This window comes from Telluria antibiotica (assembly GCF_011682055.1).
Classification (GTDB): domain Bacteria; phylum Pseudomonadota; class Gammaproteobacteria; order Burkholderiales; family Burkholderiaceae_D; genus Telluria; species Telluria antibiotica.
Genome location: NZ_JAAQOM010000003.1, coordinates 189,028 through 210,784 on the forward strand (window position 1 = coordinate 189,028; position 21,757 = coordinate 210,784).

Here is a 21,757-nt window from a genome sequence, read left to right on the forward strand (position 1 = left end):
AAATCAAATAGTTGCGAGCAATTGCGAAAATAAAAGTGGATCGCAGGAAATAAGATGTAAGAATTTCCGACAGTGCGTCAGTGCACGTTTGTCCGTACCGCGCCGCCATCGCCGTCCGCCACGCCGGCAACCTGTTGCTCCGCCGTCGCATGGGAAGGCGCGAACCGGTGGAATGCGCGCACGCCTTCCAGGAAGGCAGCCATGCGCTGCGGCGCGGGATAGTTGGCAAACGCGTCGGCCACACGCCGCGCCGACGTCGTGAGCGCGGGATCGTCGAGCATCGCACGCACCTGGCGTGTCAGCTTCTTGGCGCGGAAGCGGTCGGCGCGCAGCAGGGCGCCGGCGCCGGCCTTCATGACGCCGCTCATGTTCAGGAACTGGTCGAGGTTGGCGGCGATGCCCAGCACCGGCACGCCCGCCACCAGTGCCTGCTGGCTCGTCGGGCTGCCGCCGTTGCAGATGACGAGGCTGGCGCGCCGGGCCGCCAGGTCGCCCGGCAGGTAGGGCGCGACGAACGCGTTCGCCGGCGCGCTGGCGACGTCGATGGTCCCGGCCGTCGCGGCGATGACGGTCACGGGCAGCGGCGCCAGGGCGTCCAGGACAAGCGGCAACAGGCGGCCCTGGCCGGAACTGCCGAGCGTCACGTAGATGATCGGCTTATCTTCCGGCAACGTATCCCACCAGTCGGGTTTGGCCAGCGGCGGTGCCCAGATGATGGGGCCGATGTAGGCATGCTGCTGCGGCAGGTTCCTGGGCGGGAACAGCTCGGGCACGTCGGCGTACATGCTGTAGTCGGCGTCCGTGTAGACCTTGCGCAGGTCGGTGCCCAGCGACGGCAGGCCATACTGGCGCCGCACGCGGTTCAGCGGTACGGAGTGCGAGGCGAAGGCGACGGGGCGCGCCATCCGGAAGATCGCATTCGCGATGCGGATCGGCAGCAGGCGCGTCAGCGGGATGTGCGGCACGGCATAGTGCTGCACGACGTACGGGCTCCAGTACGCATTCATCAGCGACACATACGGAATGCCGCGCAGGCGCGCGCTGACCGACAGCGACAGCCGGAAGTCGCCGACGACGATATCCGGACGCACGGCGTCGAGCACGCGCAGGTCGTCCTCGACATAGCCGGCCAGGGTCGCCGTGTTGTACACCGGCTTGCCGCCCGCGAGCGCGTCGAGGAATTGCTGGCTGGGGATGCTGTGGATGGTCCAGCGGGTGAACTGCGTCCCGTTGAAGCAGAAGTCGTAGCCGTCCGCGCAGGCGAAATGCACGTCGAAACGCGCGGGATCGAGGGATTGTGCGAGCGCAATGGGACGGCCGACGTGGGCCAAGGTCACGGCTTCCGCAAAAAACAGGATTTTTATGCGTTCCATAGGAATATTGATCGTGTAAGGGTTGCGGGAAGCGGACGCCGCTGGCGCGCGGGGACGCCCGCGCTGCCGGTTACTTCATCAACTCTTCGACCGGCTTGCGCAGCGAACGGGCCTGGGGTGCCGGACCGGCGCCGAGGCGGCCCATGAAGACCGGCTGGCCGTTGCCGGTGCCGATCAGTTTGTGCAGGCGCTGGTGCAATTGTCGTGCCGAACCATGCAATCTGTCGACCGTCGAGAACGGCTGATCGTGCTGCACGTAGGCGGAAAAGATCAGCGGCGTCATCTCCGGCTGCATCGCCAGTCCCAGATGGGTCAGCGTTAGCCAGAAGCGTTGCACGGCGCGGCCGGCGGCGACGTGGTCCTCGACGGTCTCGGGCGCCCGCTTGGCCATGATGACGAAATGGGCGGCGCAGCGCAGGCCGGGCACAAGGTCCATCTGCAGGCGTGGCGCCCAGGTGCCCATCAGGCGGTTCATCGTCGACATCCGGCCCCAGCTGACCATTGCCCATTTCATCAGGCGCAGCGTGGCGGCGTCGACGCCGAGCGCCTGGTCGGGAACGCGATCGGGGCTGTGGCGCGCGTTCCAGTGGATGATGCGGCGGTGCACCTCGTAGGCTTCCGGCATCGTCAGGCGCAGCTTGGCGTTCGAAAACATCAGGCGCGCGGCGGCCAGCTTGCCCTGGAAACCTTCGATCCAGCGCACTTCATAGCCGGCACCGACGCTGTCCTCGAGGGCACGTTTTTCCTCGGGCGTCAGCGCACGCGTGCTCATCGGGCGGCGCTGCACGCTGCGGGTCTGGATCGCGGGCAGCAGGGGGCTCGGCTTGACGGCGGGATCGGGGGCGAAGCGCACGTCGAAGACGGGCAGATGGTCGGTGTCGTCCGCGCGCCGGCGGATTTCCGCGCGCAGGCCGTGGGCGGTGGCGGCGATCGCCATCGTTTCCAGCAGGGCGCCATGCGACAGCTGGCTGGGGCGGCCGCGAAAGTCGTACACGCAATCCTCGCGCGTGTCGTGGAAATGCACGGCGACGTGGTCGGGGCCGAGCACTTCGAAGCGCCAGACCTGGGTATTGTCTCCACTTGGTGCCCAGCGCGCGAGGTCGAGGATGTCGTGGATCGTCTGCGGGAGGTTCATGCCTTCGTTGCTTTCGCTGCCAGTTCACGCGTCATCTGGCGCTTGGCGACGGCGATCATCAGGCGGTGCAGCGGATTCCCGTTTCCACCCGGGCGCCAGGTATGGGCCAATTTGTTGCGGTAGGCGTCGAACTGCATGCCGTGCGGCGCGGCCAGCACCTTGCCGCGGCCGAGCAGGATCTTCAGCGCCTCGGTGGCGACGATGCCGGCGCACAGCTGGCAGGCCATGAAGGTCGACGGACCGCGGCGCTCCGCGAAATTGACGGCGTCCGGCAAGACGAGGTAAGGGCGGTGCAGGCCGGCCGGCGCGAGGCCGACGACGAAGCGGATCGCCTTGTCCAGTTCGGGCAGGTCGCCCCACTGGAAGTACTGTTCGAACGTCATCTGGCCGGGCAGGAAGTTCAGCAGGGCGGCACCCATGCCGAGCGGCGCGGCCGTCGTGGCCGGGATGCCGAGGCGGGCGCAGGCGGCGAACGTCTGCTGGCGTGCGTCGAACGCGAAAAAGTCGAGGGCGTCGACGTACAGGTCGACACCGTCCAGGAATTGACCCAGATTGTCCGGGTTGACGCCTTCCGAAAAAATTTTGACATCGATTTCAGGATTGATGTCCTTGGCCATGCGGGCCAGCACCTCGGCCTTGGGCTGGCCGACCGTCGACATCATGGCGCCGACCTGGCGATTGAAGTTGACGAGGTCGAACGTGTCGAAGTCGGCGATATGGAACTGCGCCACGCCCAAGCGTGCCAAGGTCAGCATGTGCACCCCGCCAACGCCGCCACCGCCCGCGATGGCGACACGTTTGCCTCGCAGGGTTTGTTGTTCTGAAGGCGTTACCCAGCCAATATTGCGTGAAAACGCTTGTTCATAGCGAAACGGATTTGTCATTGATGAAGAAAAACGGTTTTATCGATAAAGCGGCAGAAACGTGCCGATATCTACTATGAACAGGCCTTTTTACGCGTGCTGTTCGTCCATGCGGAGGAGGCGGTTGATGATGCCTCGTTCTTCGCGTGGCGAGAAGAAATAGGGATAAAACGAACGTTCCGAAACGTTGTTATCGGCACTGAACGTGCCGCCGTATTTCTGGATCTGTTCCGTAACAAATTCCAGATTTACCCGTAATAGGTAAGCCGGCGCTTCGACGCGCGGGTTGATCTTCAGTTCGCCTTCCTGCTTGAAGCCGAGCATCCGTTCGTAAAAACGGCGGTGACGCGGATTCACCTCGATGACGATATCCGTGCAGTGGTGAATGTCGCGCGCGTAGATCACGGCCAGGTGGAACAGGTTGGCCAGCGAGGTCTTGGAGCGTACCGACGGGTCGAAGGCGAGCTTCGTGAACTCGCACAGGCGCGCGCCAAGGTTGCGATGGGCGTCCAGTTCTTCCTTGAAGATCTGGTCTGCCATCAGACCGATGGGCGAATCGATACCAATCGTGAGCGTACCGACCACGTCACCCTTGTCGGTGGCGGTCAGCGTAATGCGATTCGGGTCGTCGCTGAATTGATGGGTGCCCGCATAACCGCGCCAGGCATACATCTTGTTGATCAGCATACTTGCCGAATTTCGCCCGTCCGCAGTATCGGTAAGCCGGATTCCATACGAATCGTGGTTCACGATAACATCCTCATATTGCGAGGGCGTCATATTATCGCGATCACTGAAATCATGAGCGTCCGATAGGGATGCGGCCGAAACACCCTCTGGATCCTTGAAATCGTCAAATGTCGTCATCGCAGGATTCCCCAATTGTTTAAAAACGTCCGCGGCTGCGGCGGACGGAGTTCTGGTCGCCCGTGCCCTGGCGGTGCCGGGCGCAGATTATTATTTAATTATTAATTGATCTTAGCGTCTTACAAATTCTTTAGCAACGCGCGCGCTTCGTCAGCTTGAGCGAATGACTTGTCGTCCGCGAGAAGCTTGTCGAGCTCCTTGCGTGCACCGGCCTTGTCGCCCGACTTGCTCAGGCCGACCGCCAGGTGGTAGCGCACGTCCGACGACTTCGGCGCCATGCTGCTGGCCTTCTGCAACAGCGGCACGCCGCGGCTCGTATTGCCCTGTTCCACGAGCAGCCAGCCCAGCGTATCGATCACGCCGGGGTTGTTGTCGGCCAGCTTGTACGCTTGTTCGGCGGTGGCCAGGGCGCGCGGGTCCTTGACCTGTTGATAAGCATACGCCAAGTTGTTCAGCGCGGCAGCATTGTTTGGTACGCGTTTGACGATGTCTTCCAGACGCGCGATCGCTGCCTTGTAATCCTTGGCGGCGAGGTTGTTCTCGGCCACGTACATGCCGATCAGCGCGTCGTCCGGATGGTCCTTCAGCCACTGCGTGGCGCGCGCCAGCGCTTCCTTGCCCTTGCCGGACTGGGCCATGGCCTGCAGGGATTTCATGAGGATTTCCGGCGCCTTGGCGATCGCGAACGCCTTGTCGTAGGCCGGCAACGCTTGCGCCGGCTTTTTCTGCGCCATCAGGATGTCGCCTTCCGTCGCGTAGCCGACGGGCGACTTGTCGTTGATCTTTTGGATCTGCCGTGCCGCAGCAAGGGCGTCGTCCGGGCGTCCCGTGCGCATGGCGAGCTCGGCCTGGGCCATGCGGGCGGGAATCAGGTCCGGCTGCAGGTCGACGGCACGCTTGAGGTCGTCTGCCGCGGCGGTATTGTTCTGCAATACCATGTGCACACCGGCCAGATGCAGGTGCGGCGTGGCCGATTTCGGCACGAGATTCACGAGCTTGCTGAAGGTATCCAGCGCGCCGGGCGCGTCCTTGGTGGCGATCTGGGCCTGGCCCAGCAGTTCCACCAGTTCCGGATTGGTCGGGTTGGCGGTCTGGAACTTGCGTGCCAGCGTCAGCGCCTTCTGTGCCTGGTTCGTGCGCAGGTAATGCCTGCCGAGATTGATTGCCGGACCGACGGCGTTCGGATTCGCATTGCTGGCCTTCTCGAACCACGTGGTCGCTTCTTCGGGATGGTTCTGCATCAGGGCCAGTTCAGCCAGGGCGCGCATCGCGTCGGCGTTGTTCGGTTCCTTCTGCAGGACTTTTTCGTAGCGCTGCTTGGCGGCGTCGGGTTTCTTTTCCACGAGGTCGAGGCGCGCCAGGTTCTGTACGGCCGGAATGTACGTGGGGTTCAGCGCGACGGCCTTGTCCAGCGCGGCCCGGGCGGCCGCGACGTCGCCCTTGACCATGTTGACGGCACCCTTCAGGGTCAACACTTGCGGATTGTCGGGCTGCTGCTTTTCGAGTGCATCGACGGCGGCCAGCGCCTTGTCGTAATGCTTCAGCGTCATTTCCGTCTGGACCAGCGCCATCGTCGCTTGCGCCGACTTCGGGTCGAGCGTCGTCGCCATCTCCAGTTCGGACAGGCCGCGCGCCTGGTCGCCCTGGGCCAGCTTGGACAGGCCCAGCGACGTGCGCAGGCTGGCCGCTTTCGGCGCCAGCGCCGCGGCCTTCTCCAGGTAGGCGCTGGCCTTGTTGAAGTCATGCACCTGCATATAGGTTTCGCCGGCCAGGGCCAGCACTTGCGGGTCGTCCGGCGCGCTCTTCAGTGCCGGCGCCAGTGTGGCGACAGCGTCGGCCGGCTGGGCGCTCTTGAGCTGGACCTGCGCCAGCAGCTTGCGCGCATAGACGTCGTTGGGATTGCTCTCCAGGTATTTGCGCAGATGCAGGTCGGCCTGTTGCAGCGAGCCGAGATTCAGCTCGGATGCACCCTGCAGCAGCACGCTGGGCATGTGGTCGGGCGCGACTTTCAGCACGCGCTGCAGGTTGTCCTGCGCAGCCTGGTACTTACCTTGCGAGAATTCGTAAAGCGCGCGGGTGTACGTCACGAGCAGATTGCCGGGTGAATTCTTCTCGGCCGCGTCGATTTGCGCTTTCGCCTCAGGGAATTTGCCGCGCGTGATTTCGATGTACGCTTTTTCGATATGGGCCGTGCGATTGTGCGGATCGAGCGCAAGGGCCTGGTCGAAGGCGGCCATCGCCTCGTCGGCCTTGCCCAGCGTGCGCAGCATGGTGCCGCGCGCCAGGAATGCGTCCGCACTCTTCGGATCCTTGGCGACAGCCTCGTCGATATACCGCTGCACGCCGTCCTTGTCCTGCTTGACGGCGGCATAGCGTGCCATGCCGAGCAGGGCGTCACCGGAATTCGCGTTCAGCGCGAGGGCCTGTTCGAACGACTTCTGCGCCTCGTCGGCCTTGCCGGTCGACAGCAGGGCGTCACCGCGCAGCACCAGCAGCGGCGCCGATTTGGCGGCCGCCTCGGGTGTCACTTCGGTGAGAATGTCCTTGAATTTGCCTTGTTGCGAAATCGCCTTGGCCAGCAGCGGCAGCACGCGCTCGGACGGGATGCCGATGGAGCGGGCTTTACGGAATTCCTTTTCGGCCGACAGGTAGTCGCCCATGTCGAGTTCCAGAGTGCCCAGGGCCAGGCGCGCTTCGCCGTTTTCCGGGCTCTTTTCGACGGCATTTTTCAGTTGAATCATTGCCGACTTCAGGTCGCCCTTTTGCTGGTACTGTTTGGCGTCGGTCAGCAATTGCTCGGTCGATTGCGAGGAGCGCCCGCAAGCGGACAATCCGGCGACCATGAAAGCGCCGGACAGGATCGCAGCGGTGAGTTTCAGCTTGTTAGGGTGACGCAGCATCTGGATTCCTCAAGATAAGTTTGGATCAGCATCGTTGTGCAGATTCCTATTCAACAATAATACCTGAAGGAATAGTAAGAAAGACGCACAAGTTTGGCGTCATGTTGCAAATCCCCCCACCAAAGTAGCGCAAGTTCACCGCTTCTGGTGCGATGTGGCGGAATATGACGACCATATTACTTTCCCGGCCCGCCGTCGCCCTTGCGCAGGCGGCTCAGCAAGGCTTCCACGTTGTCCCCGACGGGCAAGCCATGGCGACGTAACAATTGCACATGCAGCACCAGATTTTCGAGCACGAGCTTGGCCGAAACGGCCAGCAAGGTCATCAGGCGGTCCTCGGTGCTGAAGTTGTCCATCGAGGCGGCCATGGCGCACAAATGATTGGCGACCAGCTCGCGCAGGTCGTCCTCGGGGAAGGGGAGGTCCGCGAAGTCGATCGGGTCTTCCTGTTCGACTTCGCGCATGAGGTCGGCGAGTTGCTGGGGCTGGATCGGCATGGACGGCTCCCAGGGGTCGGAGGATATTTTTGGCGAAGCCGAAAATGTGCTCTGACCCCGAATTGTACGCGTTACATATTGCGGCGATACTGTCCGCCGACCTCGAACAGCGCCGTCGTGATCTGACCCAACGAGCATACGCGCACGGCATCCATCAGCCGGGCAAACACGTTCTCGTTGTCGATGGCGGCCTGCTGCAGTGCCGCCAGCGCGGCCGGCGCCTCGTTCGCGTGGCGCCGGTGGAAGTCTTCCAGGCGCGTCAGTTGCGACTGTTTTTCGTCATCGGTGGAGCGTGCCAGCTCGATCGTCGCCGGCGCCGCGGCACCTTTCGGATTGCGGAACGTATTGACGCCGACGATCGGGAGGCTGCCGTCGTGCTTGCGGTGCTCGTACAGCATCGACTCTTCCTGGATCTTGCCGCGCTGGTAGCCCGTCTCCATCGCACCGAGCACGCCGCCGCGTTCGGCGATGCGTTCGAATTCCTGCAGCACGGCTTCCTCGACGAGGTCCGTCAATTCCTCGAGGATGAACGAGCCCTGGTTCGGGTTCTCGTTCTTGGCCAGGCCCCATTCGCGGTTGATGATCAGCTGGATCGCGAGTGCGCGCCGCACGGATTCGTCGGTGGGCGTCGTGATCGCCTCGTCGTATGCATTCGTGTGCAGCGAATTGCAGTTGTCGTAGATCGCGATCAGCGCCTGCAGGGTGGTGCGGATGTCGTTGAAGTCGATTTCCTGCGCGTGCAGCGAGCGGCCCGAGGTCTGGATGTGGTACTTCAGCTTTTGCGAGCGGTCGTTCGCGCCGTACTTGTCGCGCATGGCGACGGCCCAGATGCGGCGCGCCACGCGGCCCAGCACCGTGTATTCCGGGTCCATGCCGTTACTGAAGAAGAACGACAGGTTCGGCGCGAAATCGTCGATGTGCATGCCGCGAGCCAGATACGCCTCGACGAAGGTGAAGCCGTTCGACAGGGTGAACGCCAGCTGCGAGATCGGGTTCGCGCCCGCTTCCGCGATGTGGTAGCCGGAGATCGACACCGAGTAGAAATTGCGCACCTGGTTCTGGACGAAGTATGCCTGGATGTCGCCCATCACCTTCAGCGAGAACTCCGTCGAGAAGATGCACGTGTTCTGGCCCTGGTCTTCCTTCAGGATGTCGGCCTGCACCGTGCCGCGCACGTTCGCGAGCACCCAGGCGCGGATCGTCGCTGCTTCGTCGAGCGTCGGCTTGCGGCCGTTGTCGCGTTCGAACCGGTCCACCTGCTGGTCGATCGCCGTATTCATGAACATCGCGAGGATCGTGGGCGCAGGGCCGTTGATCGTCATCGACACGGACGTGTTCGGGCTGCACAGGTCGAAGCCGTCGTACAGCACCTTCATGTCGTCCAGCGTGGCGATCGACACGCCTGAGTTGCCGACCTTGCCGTAGATGTCCGGCCGCAGCGCCGGGTCGGCGCCGTACAGGGTGACGGAGTCGAACGCCGTCGACAGGCGCTTCGCGTCCATGCCTTGCGATACCAGCTTGAAGCGGCGGTTCGTGCGGAACGCGTCGCCTTCGCCGGCGAACATGCGGGTCGGGTCTTCGCCTTCGCGCTTGAAGGGGAACACGCCGGCCGTGTACGGGAAGGCGCCCGGCACGTTTTCCAGCATCAGGAAGCGCAGGATCTCGCCGTGATCCTCGAAACGGGGCAGGGCGACCTTGCGCACCTTGTTGCCCGAGAGCGTCGTGTACGTGAGGTTCGTGCGGATTTCCTTGTCGCGGATTTTCACGACGTGCTCGTCGCCCGCATACGTCGCCTGCAGTTGCGGCCAGGATGCGAGCAGCTGTTTCGCCTCGCCTGCCATCGCGTTGTCGCGTTCCGTGATCAGATCGTCGAGGACGACTTCACGGTTCGCGGCCGCCAGCATGCGCTTCGTTTCCGTCAGCTGCTGGCGCTCGCGCGCGAGCTTCACCTGCTTGCCGACGTTGCGGTGGTAGCCGCGCACGGTGTCCGCGATCTCGGCCAGGTAGCGATTGCGCGCGGGCGGCACGATCACGTTCTTGCCGCTCGAGTATTTGGCGGCGGGCTTCGGCAGCTTGGGCGGTTCCGTCTTCAGGCCGAATTCGGCCAGCGCCGGCAGCAGGCCGAGGTACAGCGCCGTCACGCCGTCGTCGTTGAAGCGCGACGCTTGCGTGCCGTAGACAGGCATCTCGTCCGGCGACTTGCTCCACAATTCCTTGTTGCGCTGGACCTGCTTCGCCACGTCGCGCAGCGCGTCCTGCGCGCCCTTGCGGTCGAACTTGTTGATGGCGATGAAGTCGGCGAAGTCGAGCATGTCGATCTTCTCGAGCTGCGACGCGGCGCCGAATTCCGGCGTCATCACGTACATCGACACGTCCACGTGCGGCACGATGGCGGCGTCGCCCTGGCCGATGCCGGACGTCTCGACAATGACGAGGTCGAAGCCCGCGACCTTGCACGCGGCGATCACGTCCGGCAGCGCCTGCGAGATCTCGGAGCCCGCTTCGCGCGTGGCCAGCGAGCGCATGAACACGCGCGTCTGCCCGTTCCACGGGTTGATCGCATTCATGCGGATGCGGTCGCCGAGCAGTGCGCCGCCGGATTTGCGGCGCGACGGGTCGATGGAAATCACGGCGATGTTCAGCCGGTCGCCCTGGTCGAGGCGGATGCGGCGGATCAGCTCATCCGTCAGCGACGACTTGCCGGCGCCGCCCGTGCCCGTGATGCCCAGCACGGGAACCTTCAGCCCTTCGGCCGCGTCCATGATGCGCTTGCGCAGGCGGGCCTCGGCTTTACCGTTCTCCAGCGCCGTGATCAGCTGCGCGAGCGGGCGGTGGCGCTGCTCGATGGGGCCGGCCTGCAGCGGCTCGAGCGTGGTAGGCGCATACGGCGACAGGTCGACGTCGCACGCTTCCAGCATCGAGCGGATCATGCCGACGAGGCCCATGCGCTGGCCGTCTTCCGGCGAGAAGATGCGCGTGACGCCGTACGCATGCAGTTCTTCGATCTCGTGCGGGACGATGACGCCGCCGCCGCCGCCGAACACCTTGATGTGGGCGCCGCCGCGCTGGCGCAGCAGGTCGATCATGTACTTGAAGTATTCGACGTGGCCGCCCTGGTAGCTGGAGATGGCGATGCCTTGCACGTCCTCGGCAAGCGCGGCGGTGACGACTTCGTCGACCGAGCGGTTATGGCCCAGGTGCACGACTTCGGCGCCGTTCGTCTGCAGGATGCGGCGCATGATGTTGATCGAGGCGTCGTGGCCGTCGAACAGCGAGGCGGCCGTGACGAAGCGGACTTTGTTGGACAGTTTGGCGTGCTCCGGCAGGTCGAGCTTGGCGGCGGGCGTGATGTCGTTCATGGTGTTCCTTGGAAAACGGAAGCGAACTTTTGGTTCTTTGTACGGTATATGACGTTAACGTAAACGTCAAGAATGCGATCGGGATCGTGTCGAAGTGCGTAGGGTGGGCTCCCCCGAGCCCACGCGTAACGTGTGTATGTCGCAAACGCCCGCGTGGGCACGGGGTGCCCACCCTACGGAAATTACGCGGCTTGCACGGCGCGCTTTTTGACGGCCCCGGAAAGCAGCTCCTGCCTGCGCATCCGATACTCGGCCACGGCCTTCTCCTTGACGTGCCCGAAGCCGCGGATCTGCTCCGGCAGCGCCGCCAGCTCGACGGCAACGGCGTGATTCGCCGCATCCAGCGACGCGAGCTGCGCCTCGATCATGTCATGGTATTCGGTGATGAGGGCGCGCTCCATCTTGCGCTCGGCCGTGTAGCCGAACACGTCGAACGCCGTGCCGCGCAGGCCCTTCAGCTTGGCCAGCAGCTTGAACGCGCTCCACATCCACGATCCGAATTCGGCTTTCACGAGGTGGCCCTTGGCGTCCTTCTTCGCGAACAGCGGCGGCGCCAGGTTGAATTTCACGCTGAACGTGCCGTCGAATTGGCTTTGCAGCTGTTCGACGAACCGGCCGTCCGTGTACAGGCGGGCCACTTCGTATTCGTCCTTGTAGGCCAGCAGCTTGGCGTACGACTTCGCGACGGCCATGGCCAGCTTGTTGCCGAGGCCGAGTGCCGCCTCGCGCTCGCGCACGCGCGCGACCAGCGCCTCGTACTGCGCCGCGTAGGCCGCGTCCTGGTAACCGGTCAGGAACTCGACGCGTTTCTTGATGACCGAGTCGAGGCTTCGCGGCATCTGCAGCACGACCGGCTGCGCCGGCGTCGCCACCTGCTCGACGCGCTTGAAGTCGACGGCGGCGCGGCGGCCCCACAGGAAGCTGCGCTGGTTCGATGCGATGGCCACGCCATTCAATTCGATGGCGCGCAGCAGCGACGCTTCCGACAGCGGCACGAGGCCCTTCTGCCACGCATAGCCCAGCATGAACAGGTTGGCGGCGATCGAGTCGCCCATCAGTGCCGTCGCCAGCTTCGTCGCGTCGAGGAAGTCGGCGCCCGATTCTCCACCGACGGCTTCCACGATCAGCGAACGTACCTGGGCGGCGGGGAATTCCCAGTCGCGCTGCTGCGCGAACGTGCCGGTCGGCTGCTCGTGCAGGTTGACGACGACCATCGTGCGGCCCGGACGCATTTTCGAGATGGCGTCGGCCGCGCCGGCCGTCAGCATGTCGCAGCCCAGTACGAGGTCGGCCTCGCCGGTGGCGATGCGCTGGGCGCGCAGGCGCTCCGGCGTCTCCGCGATCTTCACGTGCGACGTGACGGAGCCGTTCTTCTGGCTCATGCCCGTCATGTCCAGCACGGACGCGCCCTTGCCTTCGAGGTGCGCGGCCATGCCCATCAGCGCGCCGACGGTGATGACGCCCGTGCCGCCGATGCCGTTGATCAGGATGTTGTACGGCGCCGCGATCGACGGCAGAACGGGCGTCGGCAGCGGGCCCCAGCCATCGTCGCCATCCTTCTTGCTGGCGCCGGCCTTGTTCTTCTTCAGCGTCCCGCCTTCGACGGTGGCGAAGCTGGGGCAGAAGCCCTTCGCGCACGAATAATCCTTGTTGCACGCGGACTGGTCGATGGCGCGCTTGCGGCCGAACTCCGTATCCTTCGGCAGGATCGACACGCAGTTCGACTGCACGCCGCAATCGCCGCAGCCTTCGCACACGGCTTCGTTGATCACCATGCGCTTCGCCACGTCCGGGAACTCGCCCTTTTTACGACGACGGCGCTTCTCGGCGGCGCAGGTCTGGTCGTAGATCAGCACCGTCACGCCAGGGATCTCGCGCAGTTCTCGCTGCACGTCGTCCATCTTGCTGCGGTCGTACAGCGTCACTTCAGCCGGCAGCGCGGAACGGTCTTCATAACGCGACAGGTCTTCCGTCACGAGCGCGATGCGCTTGACGCCTTCGGCCGCCATCTGGCGCGCGATCAGCGGTACGGACGTCGTACCGTCCACCGGCTGGCCGCCCGTCATCGCGACGGCGTCGTTGTACAGGATTTTATAAGTGATGTTCACGTTGGCCGCGATGGCGGCGCGCACGGCGAGATAACCGGAGTGGAAATAGGTGCCGTCGCCCAGGTTCTGGAACACGTGCGGCACGTTGGAGAACGCGGCCTGGCCGATCCACGGCGCGCCTTCGCCGCCCATATGCGTCGTCAGCTTGTTCATCTCCGGGTAGATCGACGTGGCCATCACGTGGCAGCCGATGCCGGCCAGCGCGAACGAACCGTCCGGTACTTTCGTCGACGTGTTGTGCGGGCAGCCGGAGCAGTAAAAAGCGGGACGGAACGGCGTCGTCACGGCCTTCATCAGGACGGCGTCCTTCGCTTCGAGGAACGCCAGGCGGGCGCGGATCAGATCGCGGGTACGCTCGTCGAGGTTCAGGCGAGTGATACGGCCGGCGATCACGCGCGCGACCTGGGCGACCGAGAAATCGGCCTTCGGCGGCAGCAGCCATTCGCCGCGCGGCGCGACCCATTCTCCCTTTTCGTCGAACTTGCCGATCACGCGCGGGCGCACGTCGTCGCGCCAGTTGTACAGCTGTTCCTTGAGCTGGTATTCGACGACCTGGCGTTTCTCTTCCACGACGAGGATCTCGTCCAGGCCCTGCGCGAATTCGCGCACGCCTTCCGGCTCCAGCGGCCAGATCATCGCAACCTTGAACAGGCGCAGGCCGACCTGCGCCGCCATCGCTTCGTCGATGCCCAGTTCTTCCAGCGCTTCCAGCACGTCCACGTACGATTTACCGGACGCGATGATGCCGAGCTTCGCATCCGGGCTGTCGATCGTCGTGCGATTCAGCTTGTTCTCGCGCGCATACGCGAGGGCCGCGTAGATCTTGTAGTCCTGCATCAGCGCTTCCTGGTTGCGCGCCTGCTGGCCCAGCGGGATCGAGGACAGGGTCGTATTCAGGCCGCCTTCCGGCATCGCGAAATCCTGCGGGATTTTCACGTCGACGCGGAACGGATCGGCATCGACGGAAGCACTCGATTCCACCGTGTCGGCGAGCGCCTTGAATGCGACGGCGAGGCCGGAAAAGCGCGACATTGCCCAGCCATGCACACCGAGGTCCAGGTATTCCTGCACGTTGGACGGATACAGCACGGGGATCATGCAGGCGGCAAAGATGTGGTCGGACTGGTGCGGCAACGTGGAAGAATAGGCGCCGTGGTCGTCGCCCGCGACGAGCAGCACGCCGCCGTTCTTTGCCGTGCCGGCATGGTTCATGTGCTTGAAGACGTCGCCGCAGCGGTCCACGCCCGGGCCTTTCGCGTACCACATCGCGAATACGCCGTCGTATTTCGCGGGGCCGATCAGGTCCACGGTCTGCGTGCCCCAGACGGCCGTCGCGGCCAGGTCCTCGTTTACGCCCGGCACGAATTTGATGGATTTCGCTTCGAGGTGGCCTTTGGCCTTCCACAGGTTCTCGTCCAGGCCGCCCAAGGGCGAGCCGCGATAGCCCGAGACGAAGCCCGCGGTGTTCAGGCCGGCCTGCTCGTCGCGCAGTTTCTGGATCATCGGCAGGCGCACGAGTGCCTGGATGCCGGACAGGAAGATCTTGCCGGAGGTGGCGGTGTACTTGTCGTCGAGGCTGACGTCTTTGAGGGGAGCGGGAACGGCGGGCGTGGCAGGGGTGGACGCGGATGCGCCCTGGCCCAGGACGGTGTCAGGCATGGAGTCTCCAAACTTTGTGTTTTCAGATGGACCCGTGCCGGTGGCGCGCCGGGTAGGCGCTGGCCGGAATGGGGCCGGGGGCCGCTTTGGCGGCTGTTACACCCAGTGTAGAGACAAGTTGACGTATACGGAAATACGGATTGGGGATGGAGCCATAAGAAAAAATGATGGCCCGGGATTAGCCGGCGAGCGCGCGGGCGCCGACCCAGCGGCCATCCGTGCACAGGTCGTGCGCCACCTGCGTGACGAGACGGCCGACGGCCGCCGCCGCATTCGTCAGCGGAATATTGCGCGACGCGCACAGCACGACAGTGCGGGCAATGGCCGGATCGCGGATGGCCAGCGCCCGCATGGCACCGCGTTCGACCTCGGCCTGCACGGGCGCCACGGGCAGGATGGTGGCGCCCATGCCGGCGAGGATGGCCGATTTCAGGATGGCGATCGAATTGATCTCGATGACATTGCGCGTGGCCAGGCCTGCGGCGCGCGCCGTGCTTTCGATGCGCGGGCGCACGCCGTGCTGCAGCCCGGGCAGGATCAGCGTGGTGTCGAGGGCGTCGCGCAAGGACAGGCTGTCGCGTCCGGCGGCGGCCGGCGCGTCGGCGCGGCAGACGTAGCGCAGCTCTTCCTCGACGAGCGGGGTGGCGCTGAAGCTGCCCAGCTGGCCATCGTCGAACAGCACGGCCAGGTTGATGCGGCCGGCGCGCAGCTGCTCGGCCAGGCTGCCCGTGATTTCCTCGGTCAGTTGCAGCGTGATTTCCGGATAGCGCGCGCGGATCGCGGTCAGCAGCGGCAAGGCAAGGGCATCGGAAATGCTGTGCGGCAGGCCGAGCGTGACGCTGCCCGATGGGCGCTCGGCCGATTGCACGACGGCGGCCTGCGCATCCGCGACTTGCTTGAGGATCGCTTGCGCATGCTCGTAGAAGACCTTGCCGGCGTCGGTGTTCAGTACGCCCTGGGCCGAGCGGTGCAGCAGTTGCACGCCCAGCTCCTCTTCGAGCTGGCGCAGTTGCTGCGTCAGCGCCGGCTGCGCCACATGCAGGACCAGCGCGGCGCGCGACAACGAGCCGTGGTCCACGATGGCGACGAAATAGCGCAGCTGGCGAAGTTCCATTTAGTAAATGTTTGTATCTTTATGGCTACACGCGATCGCCACATGTTTATTATTGGAAACTTTTTGTCATCAAGTCGTTATACTTGAACGACCTAAAGGCGCCGAGATTAACATACCCCTGGACACTTCCATGCTCAAGAAAGTCGGTTCTTCCCAGTTGCGAGTGGGGATGTTCATCCATGACCTCGACTGCGGCTGGATGGAACATCCGTTCGTCCGCAACCGCTTCGTCATCACGGGCGAGGACGAGATCCGCAAGATCGTCGCCGCCGGCATCCGCAGCGTGACGATCGACTGCGCGCGCGGGCTGGACGTGGCCGATGCGCCCACGATCGCGGAAGCGGACGCCGCGACGGAGGCCGAGGTGGCCGCGCTGGCCGCTAAGCCTGTGACGCCGCTGCGTGTCACGCTCGCCGAGGAATTCGACCGCGCCGTGTCGATCCGGCGCCAGGCCGCGGGCCTCGTCAGGGCGGTCATGCAGGATGCGCGCCTGGGCAAGGCGGTGGAACTGGACAAGGTGTCGCACGTCGTCGAGAACATCACGGCGTCGATCCTGCGCAATGCGTCCGCTTTGCTGGGCCTGTCCGTCATCAAGAACAAGGACGACTACACGTTCCTGCATTCGGTCAGCGTCTGCACGTTGCTGGTGGCGTTCTGTCGTTCGCGCCAGCTGGATGCCGAGACCACGTACCAGGCCGGCATCGGCGGCCTGCTGCACGACACGGGCAAGGCGCTCGTGCCGGATGCCATCCTGAACAAGCCGGGCCGCCTGACGGAAGAGGAATTCGACATCGTCCGGCGTCATCCGAAGGACGGGTACGACATCCTGCGCCGTTCCGAGGGCGTCGGCCCGATCCCCCTCGACATCACCTTGCACCACCACGAGCGGCGCGACGGCACCGGGTATCCGGACCGCCAGGCCGAGCAGAGCATCAGCGAGCTGGCGCAGATGGCCGCGATCGTCGACGTGTACGACGCCATCACGGCCGACCGCTGCTACCACAAGGGCATGCCGGCCGCCGAGGCGCTGCGCAAGATGTACGAGTGGAGCAAATTCCATTTCAATCCGGCGCTGACCCAGGAATTCATGCGCTGCGTCGGCATCTATCCGGTCGGGACGCTCGTCCTGCTGGAATCGGGGCGCCTGGCCGTCGTCGTGGAACCGCACGAAACGAGCTTGCTCACGCCCAAGGTCAACGTGTTCTACAGCACCAAGAGCCAGACCTATATCAAGCCCCACACCGTGGACCTGGCTCGGGGCTTGGGCTTTGGCGGCGGTGACAAGATCGTGCGCTACGAATCGCCTGAGAAATGGCAGGTCGACCCGCTGCGCTTCATGCAGGTGGCTTGAGCCGCGGGGGCGGTCGTCAGAAAAACTCGGCGGTGTCGTTGGAGGCAACGGTCTGCAACAGGCCGTGCGCGATGAGGTCGTCGTAATGGCAGGCGCGGTTGCGCCCATTGCTTTTCGCGTAGTACAGCGCCTGATCGGCGTGGCCGAGCGTGACTACCGGCGAATCATATGCGCTGATGCTGACGAAGCCGACGCTGACCGTGACCCGTCCCACCTGCGGGAACACGTGGGTTTCCACGTTGGCGCGGAAGCGCTCGATGATCTTCCAGGCGTTGTCCAGTGTGGTCGAGCGCAGCAGCACGACGAATTCCTCGCCGCCGAAGCGGAACACGCGGTCCTGGGCGCGGAACGACGATTGCAGCAGGTTCGCGATCAGGATCAGCACTTCGTCGCCGTACAGGTGGCCGAACTTGTCGTTGACGGCCTTGAAGTGGTCGACGTCGACGACGGCCAGCCACTGCCTTTCCTCGGCATGGTGCTGGCGCCGCTCAGGCTCGCCCGGCAGGCGCGGGTCGTGTTCGTGCGCATTCTGCAGCATGCGCGCCAGCTGGTCGTCGAAGGTCTTGCGGTTGAGCAGGCCGGTCAGGGAGTCGCGTTCGCTGTAGTCGAGCAGATTCTGGAAATTCCGGTAGACCCCGACAATGCCGCCGATCACGTAGACGCTATCGTGCGAAAACGCCTTGTCGTCGCGGATTTCGAGGCAGGTCGTGGCCTTGTCGCCGAACCAGATCGGCAGCCAGAGCACGCGCATGCCGTTGGGAAGGATCGCTTCCACGCTGTTCTGGTGCTCCGCGAGGCAGCGCTTCAGCTCGGGAAGGGCCGCCACGGCTTCGCCCAGTGCGCCGTCGTACGTGTCTTCCAGGCGCGCCGTGCCGCCTTTCACGACGCTGGCGCGCGCACGCAGGTATTGCTGTCCAGACACGGTCGTGATGGTCAGGATGCGCGTCTGAGCCGCGTCCGCCAGCTCTTGCACGGCCGAGATTACGGACATGTCGAGCATCGCGTGATCGCGGTGGCCGGTCATGTCAACCATGTGTTTCAGGAGCGAATCCATGTCGTTCTCAGCAATGTAATCAACCGACCTGCGGACTGGGCACAGCCGCCGTCGCGTTCGCAGGTGTCTGGCGTTTCACAAAGAGCAAGCGAAACAGGATATCGGGTTTTTGCATCCCGAGCAATTATGCAAATGCAATTTCTTTAGCCTGAGTGAATTTTCTCAACCATACACCACATCATACTCCCCTTATCAGCGGCGATTTAGATCCTAAAAAGCAATTACTAGTTCTTTATGGAAAAGTTGCGTGGGCTCAACTTGCTGTGTGGCATCAACTCTTATAGTGAATTCACTGGCACGGAACGCAGCAAGCCAGCCACAGTGACTTGACCAGCGCCCCTCCGGCTAGTGGCAGTTCTTATCAACCTACCATATGGGAGTTTGTCATGAGCAACTTCATCTCTGCAGTCAAAACCTTCGCCGCTGACGAAAACGGCGTGACGGCCATCGAATACGGCCTGATCGCCGCCGTGATCGGCGTGGTGATGGCAGCCTCGGCGAAAGACGTGGGCGCGAAGGTGAAAGCGGCGTTCGACTACATTTCCGGCCAGATGGGCACTATTGGCGCTTAATGTAGTGGCAGCCCTCCGGGTTTTCCAGCCCGGGGGGCTTTTTTTTGGGGGCGTCATGCAAGTCGAACAATATCGCGATGCGCTGCTGCTGCTCATGGTAAGCATCGCCGCCGTCAATGACCTGGCGGCGCGGCGTATCCCGAACCGCCTGCTGCTCGTCGGCCTGGCCGGCGCGCTGGTGCTGCACGGGCTGTCCGGCGCACCGGGCGCCGCCTTGTTGTCCGCCCTCGGTGGCATGTCGCTTGGGCTGGGCCTGTTCCTGCCGTTCTATCTGGTGCGGGGCATGGCCGCCGGCGACGTCAAGATGATGGCGGTGGTCGGCTTCTTCACCGGCCCGACCGCGGCATTCCAGATCGCCGTCATCACGTGGTGCGCAGGCGGCGTGATGGCACTGCTCGTCGTATTGCTGCGCAGCCGCGTGCGCCTGGTGCTCGCGAACATCGGCCACCTGCTGTGCGGACTCCTCGTGCCAGGCACGAAACTGGCCGACACGACGCTGCCGCAAAGCGCCGGTTCCATGCCCTACGGACTGGCCATCGCGCTCGGCACGATCGCCGTCCTCGTTACCCGTTATGGATGAGTCCGCTCTTGGCGAACCTCAAGGGTGGCCAAAAGACCGGTCGTTAGAATCATTCTGACCTGTTTCGGAAAACACGCAAGGCAAGGGGGTTCCGATGTTTGAAACGCTATCGACAGGCAATACCGCGTCGGCGCCGCGCGCCGCGCAACCGGCGGCGGGCAGTCCGGACATCGCGCCGGTCCTGCCGCGCCAGGCGAAGACCGTGCGCGATACGGGCCTCGAACCGCGCTTCGTGACGGATCTGGTGCTGAAGGCGATCCAGGCCGGCGGCAAGGCGCCGTTGACGCTGTTGGCCGGCAAGCTGCGGCTGTCGATCAGCGTGTTGCGCGAAGTCCTCAATCCCCTGATCGCGGAACAGCAGGTGGAAGTGGCCTGGTGCGGCGAATCCGACATCGACATGCAGTACCAGCTGACCGCGCACGGACAGCGCGGCGCCGCCGACGCCCTGGCGCGCTGCCGCTACGTCGGCCCGGCGCCCGTGACGCTCGCGTCGTACCGCGCCGTCGTCGAAAGCCAGGCGCTGCGCGATGCCGATGCCGAACGCATCACGCTCGCGCAACTGGCCGGCGTCCTCGGCGAGGACGGCCTGGCCCCGGCCGCGCGCGACGTGCTGGGCGCCGCATTGTATGCGCGCCGCTCGCTGCTGCTGTATGGGCCGTCCGGCGGCGGCAAGACGACGCTGGCGCGCAAGCTCGGGCGCCTGCTGCCCGGTCCCATCGCCGTGCCGTACGCGCTGATGGCCGGACGCCACGTGATCCGCCTGTACGATCCCGCGTTGCACGTCGCGCCCCCGCCGAGCGTGCGCCAGCAGGAGGAACGGCGCAGCTGCGACGCGCGCTGGACCGTGTGCCAGCGTCCGCTCGTCCACGTCGGCGCGGAACTCGGACGCGACATGCTCGACTTGCGCCACGACGCCGAACAGGGCGTCTATCACGCGCCGCCGCACCTGCAGGCGAACAACGGCATGCTGGTGCTCGACGACGTCGGCCGCCAGCGCATCGGCGCCGCCGAGCTGCTGAACCGCTTCACCGGCCCGCTGGATGCCGGGTGCGACCAGCTGACCTTGCAGGGCGGCCAGGCCGAAGCGGTGCCGTTCGACGTGGCCGTCGTGTTTGCGACCAACCTGCCGCCGTCCACCGTATTCGATGACGCCGCGCTGCGCCGCATCGGCTACAAGGCGGACATCGGCGCGTGGACGCCGGCCGGCTATCGCGCCCTGTTGCGGCGCCAGTGCCGGATGCGGCGCATCGACGTCGACGATGCCGCCATCGATCACCTGGTCGAGCGGCTGCACCCGCAATCCGGGCGCGCGCTGCTGGCTTGCTACCCGGGCGAACTGCTCGACCGGGTCGCCGATTTCGCCGGTTTCGCCGGGACCGAGCCGCGCCTCACGATCGCCGCCGCCGAGCAGGCCTGGCGCAGCATGTTCATCGCCGGCACGACGGAGGTCGAGCCATGAAGAACAAGCGCGCCCTCATCGTCATGACCGTCGCGGTCCTGTTCGGATTCGCGGCCGTCGTGTTCGCGTCGCGCTGGCTGCTGAAGCAGCCGGGCGGCAGCAGCGGTCGCATCGTCGTGGCGGCCACCGACATCAGCCTCGGCCAGCGCCTGGCAGCGGAGATGTTCAAGCTCGCGGACTGGCCGGCCGACAGCGTGCCGAAAGGCGCGTTCACGGACCCGCAGAAATTGAGCGGCCGCGTGCTGAGGACCAATCTGCTGATGGGCGAGCCGGTCAGCGAGGTCAAGCTGGCGCCGGCCGGCACGCTCGGCGGCCTGTCCGCCCTGATCACGGAAGGCAAGCGCGCGATCACGGTGCGCGTGAACGACGTGATCGGCGTGGCCGGCTTCGCGCTGCCCGGCAACTACGTCGACATCATCGTCAGCACCCAGAAGGACTTGCCGCCCGGCGCGGAAGCCCGCCAGCAGAACATCTCGAAGATCGTGCTGGAGCGGATCCTCGTGCTCGCGGTCGCCCAGGAAGTCAACCGCGACGAGACGAAGCCGAAAGTCGTCAACGCGGTCACGCTCGAAGTCACGCCGGAGCAGGCCGAAAAGCTCGACCTGGCGCGCAGCGTCGGCACCTTGTCGCTGGCCCTGCGCAACCAGGTCGACCCGCAGTCGGCCAGCACGGAAGGCGCGACCAAGGTGACCCTGCTGCCCGAGACGCCGGCGGCGCCGCGCAAGCCCGCGACCAAGCCGGCGCTGGCGGTGCGCCCCGCGCCCGTGGTGGTCAAGGTGACGGCGCCGGTGCGGCGCGAATGCGTCACCGTGCTCAATGGCCTGCGCGTGTCGCAGGAGTGCTTCTGAACCTCGCAGGGTAAAGCC

15 protein-coding genes are annotated in these 21,757 nt (G+C 64.7%); 5 read left to right on the forward strand and 10 right to left on the reverse strand.

The window, feature by feature from the left end:
- Positions 1 to 77: 77 nt before the first annotated feature.
- The 9 genes from HAV22_RS06120 to HAV22_RS06160 all read right to left on the reverse strand — a co-directional run bounded on the left by HAV22_RS06120 (position 78) and on the right by HAV22_RS06160 (position 15,875).
- Positions 78 to 1,373, reverse strand: coding sequence for a glycosyltransferase (locus HAV22_RS06120; RefSeq protein ID WP_166857628.1), 1,296 nt, complete (start codon positions 1,371 to 1,373; stop codon positions 78 to 80).
- A 70-nt stretch (positions 1,374 to 1,443) separates the two neighbouring features.
- Positions 1,444 to 2,508 carry a nitroreductase family protein gene (locus tag HAV22_RS06125; RefSeq protein ID WP_166857630.1) on the reverse strand — a complete coding sequence of 355 codons (1,065 nt, stop codon included), beginning with the start codon at positions 2,506 to 2,508 and terminating at the stop codon, positions 1,444 to 1,446.
- Positions 2,505 to 3,392, reverse strand: a complete 888-nt coding sequence (locus HAV22_RS06130; RefSeq protein WP_166857632.1) for a ThiF family adenylyltransferase — start codon at positions 3,390 to 3,392, stop codon at positions 2,505 to 2,507. Before HAV22_RS06130 ends, HAV22_RS06125 begins: the two co-directional genes overlap by 4 nt.
- 69 nt (positions 3,393 to 3,461) lie before the next feature.
- Complete coding sequence (locus HAV22_RS06135; RefSeq protein WP_229421108.1) at positions 3,462 to 4,238, reverse strand: N-acyl amino acid synthase FeeM domain-containing protein; 777 nt, start codon at positions 4,236 to 4,238, stop codon at positions 3,462 to 3,464.
- A 119-nt stretch (positions 4,239 to 4,357) separates the two neighbouring features.
- Positions 4,358 to 7,138, reverse strand: a complete 2,781-nt coding sequence (gene prsT / locus HAV22_RS06140; protein WP_166857634.1) for an XrtA/PEP-CTERM system TPR-repeat protein PrsT — start codon at positions 7,136 to 7,138, stop codon at positions 4,358 to 4,360.
- Between the two features lie 176 nt (positions 7,139 to 7,314).
- Positions 7,315 to 7,635 (reverse strand): hypothetical protein, encoded by a 321-nt coding sequence (locus HAV22_RS06145; protein ID WP_166857635.1) that lies wholly within the window; start codon positions 7,633 to 7,635, stop codon positions 7,315 to 7,317.
- Positions 7,636 to 7,706: 71 nt separating this feature from the next.
- Positions 7,707 to 10,994: a fused isobutyryl-CoA mutase/GTPase IcmF gene (gene icmF, locus HAV22_RS06150; protein ID WP_166857637.1), complete on the reverse strand. Its 3,288-nt coding sequence runs from the start codon at positions 10,992 to 10,994 to the stop codon at positions 7,707 to 7,709.
- A gap of 182 nt (positions 10,995 to 11,176) precedes the next feature.
- On the reverse strand, positions 11,177 to 14,761 hold the full coding sequence (locus tag HAV22_RS06155) for an indolepyruvate ferredoxin oxidoreductase family protein (RefSeq protein ID WP_166857639.1): 3,585 nt from the start codon (positions 14,759 to 14,761) through the stop codon (positions 11,177 to 11,179).
- Between the two features lie 178 nt (positions 14,762 to 14,939).
- Entirely contained in the window at positions 14,940 to 15,875 is a 936-nt protein-coding gene (locus HAV22_RS06160; RefSeq protein WP_166857642.1) for a LysR substrate-binding domain-containing protein, read from the reverse strand.
- A gap of 130 nt (positions 15,876 to 16,005) precedes the next feature.
- On the opposite strand from HAV22_RS06160, the gene HAV22_RS06165 reads away from it, so the two are divergent.
- Positions 16,006 to 17,226, forward strand: coding sequence for an HD-GYP domain-containing protein (locus tag HAV22_RS06165; RefSeq protein ID WP_166857644.1), 1,221 nt, complete (start codon positions 16,006 to 16,008; stop codon positions 17,224 to 17,226).
- A 16-nt stretch (positions 17,227 to 17,242) separates the two neighbouring features.
- Here the strand turns inward: HAV22_RS06165 and HAV22_RS06170 are convergent, their stop codons facing one another.
- A complete protein-coding gene (locus tag HAV22_RS06170; protein WP_166857646.1) occupies positions 17,243 to 18,280 on the reverse strand; it encodes a GGDEF domain-containing protein in 1,038 nt (345 codons plus the stop codon).
- Between the two features lie 386 nt (positions 18,281 to 18,666).
- On the opposite strand from HAV22_RS06170, the gene HAV22_RS06175 reads away from it, so the two are divergent.
- The 4 genes from HAV22_RS06175 to cpaB all read left to right on the forward strand — a co-directional run bounded on the left by HAV22_RS06175 (position 18,667) and on the right by cpaB (position 21,739).
- Positions 18,667 to 18,852, forward strand: coding sequence for a Flp family type IVb pilin (locus tag HAV22_RS06175; protein ID WP_166857648.1), 186 nt, complete (start codon positions 18,667 to 18,669; stop codon positions 18,850 to 18,852).
- A gap of 55 nt (positions 18,853 to 18,907) precedes the next feature.
- Positions 18,908 to 19,432: an A24 family peptidase gene (locus HAV22_RS06180; RefSeq protein ID WP_166857650.1), complete on the forward strand. Its 525-nt coding sequence runs from the start codon at positions 18,908 to 18,910 to the stop codon at positions 19,430 to 19,432.
- A 94-nt stretch (positions 19,433 to 19,526) separates the two neighbouring features.
- Positions 19,527 to 20,891 (forward strand): DUF8689 domain-containing protein, encoded by a 1,365-nt coding sequence (locus tag HAV22_RS06185; protein ID WP_166857651.1) that lies wholly within the window; start codon positions 19,527 to 19,529, stop codon positions 20,889 to 20,891.
- Positions 20,888 to 21,739, forward strand: a complete 852-nt coding sequence (gene cpaB / locus HAV22_RS06190; protein WP_166857653.1) for a Flp pilus assembly protein CpaB — start codon at positions 20,888 to 20,890, stop codon at positions 21,737 to 21,739. Before HAV22_RS06185 ends, cpaB begins: the two co-directional genes overlap by 4 nt.
- The last annotated feature ends 18 nt before the right edge of the window (positions 21,740 to 21,757 follow it).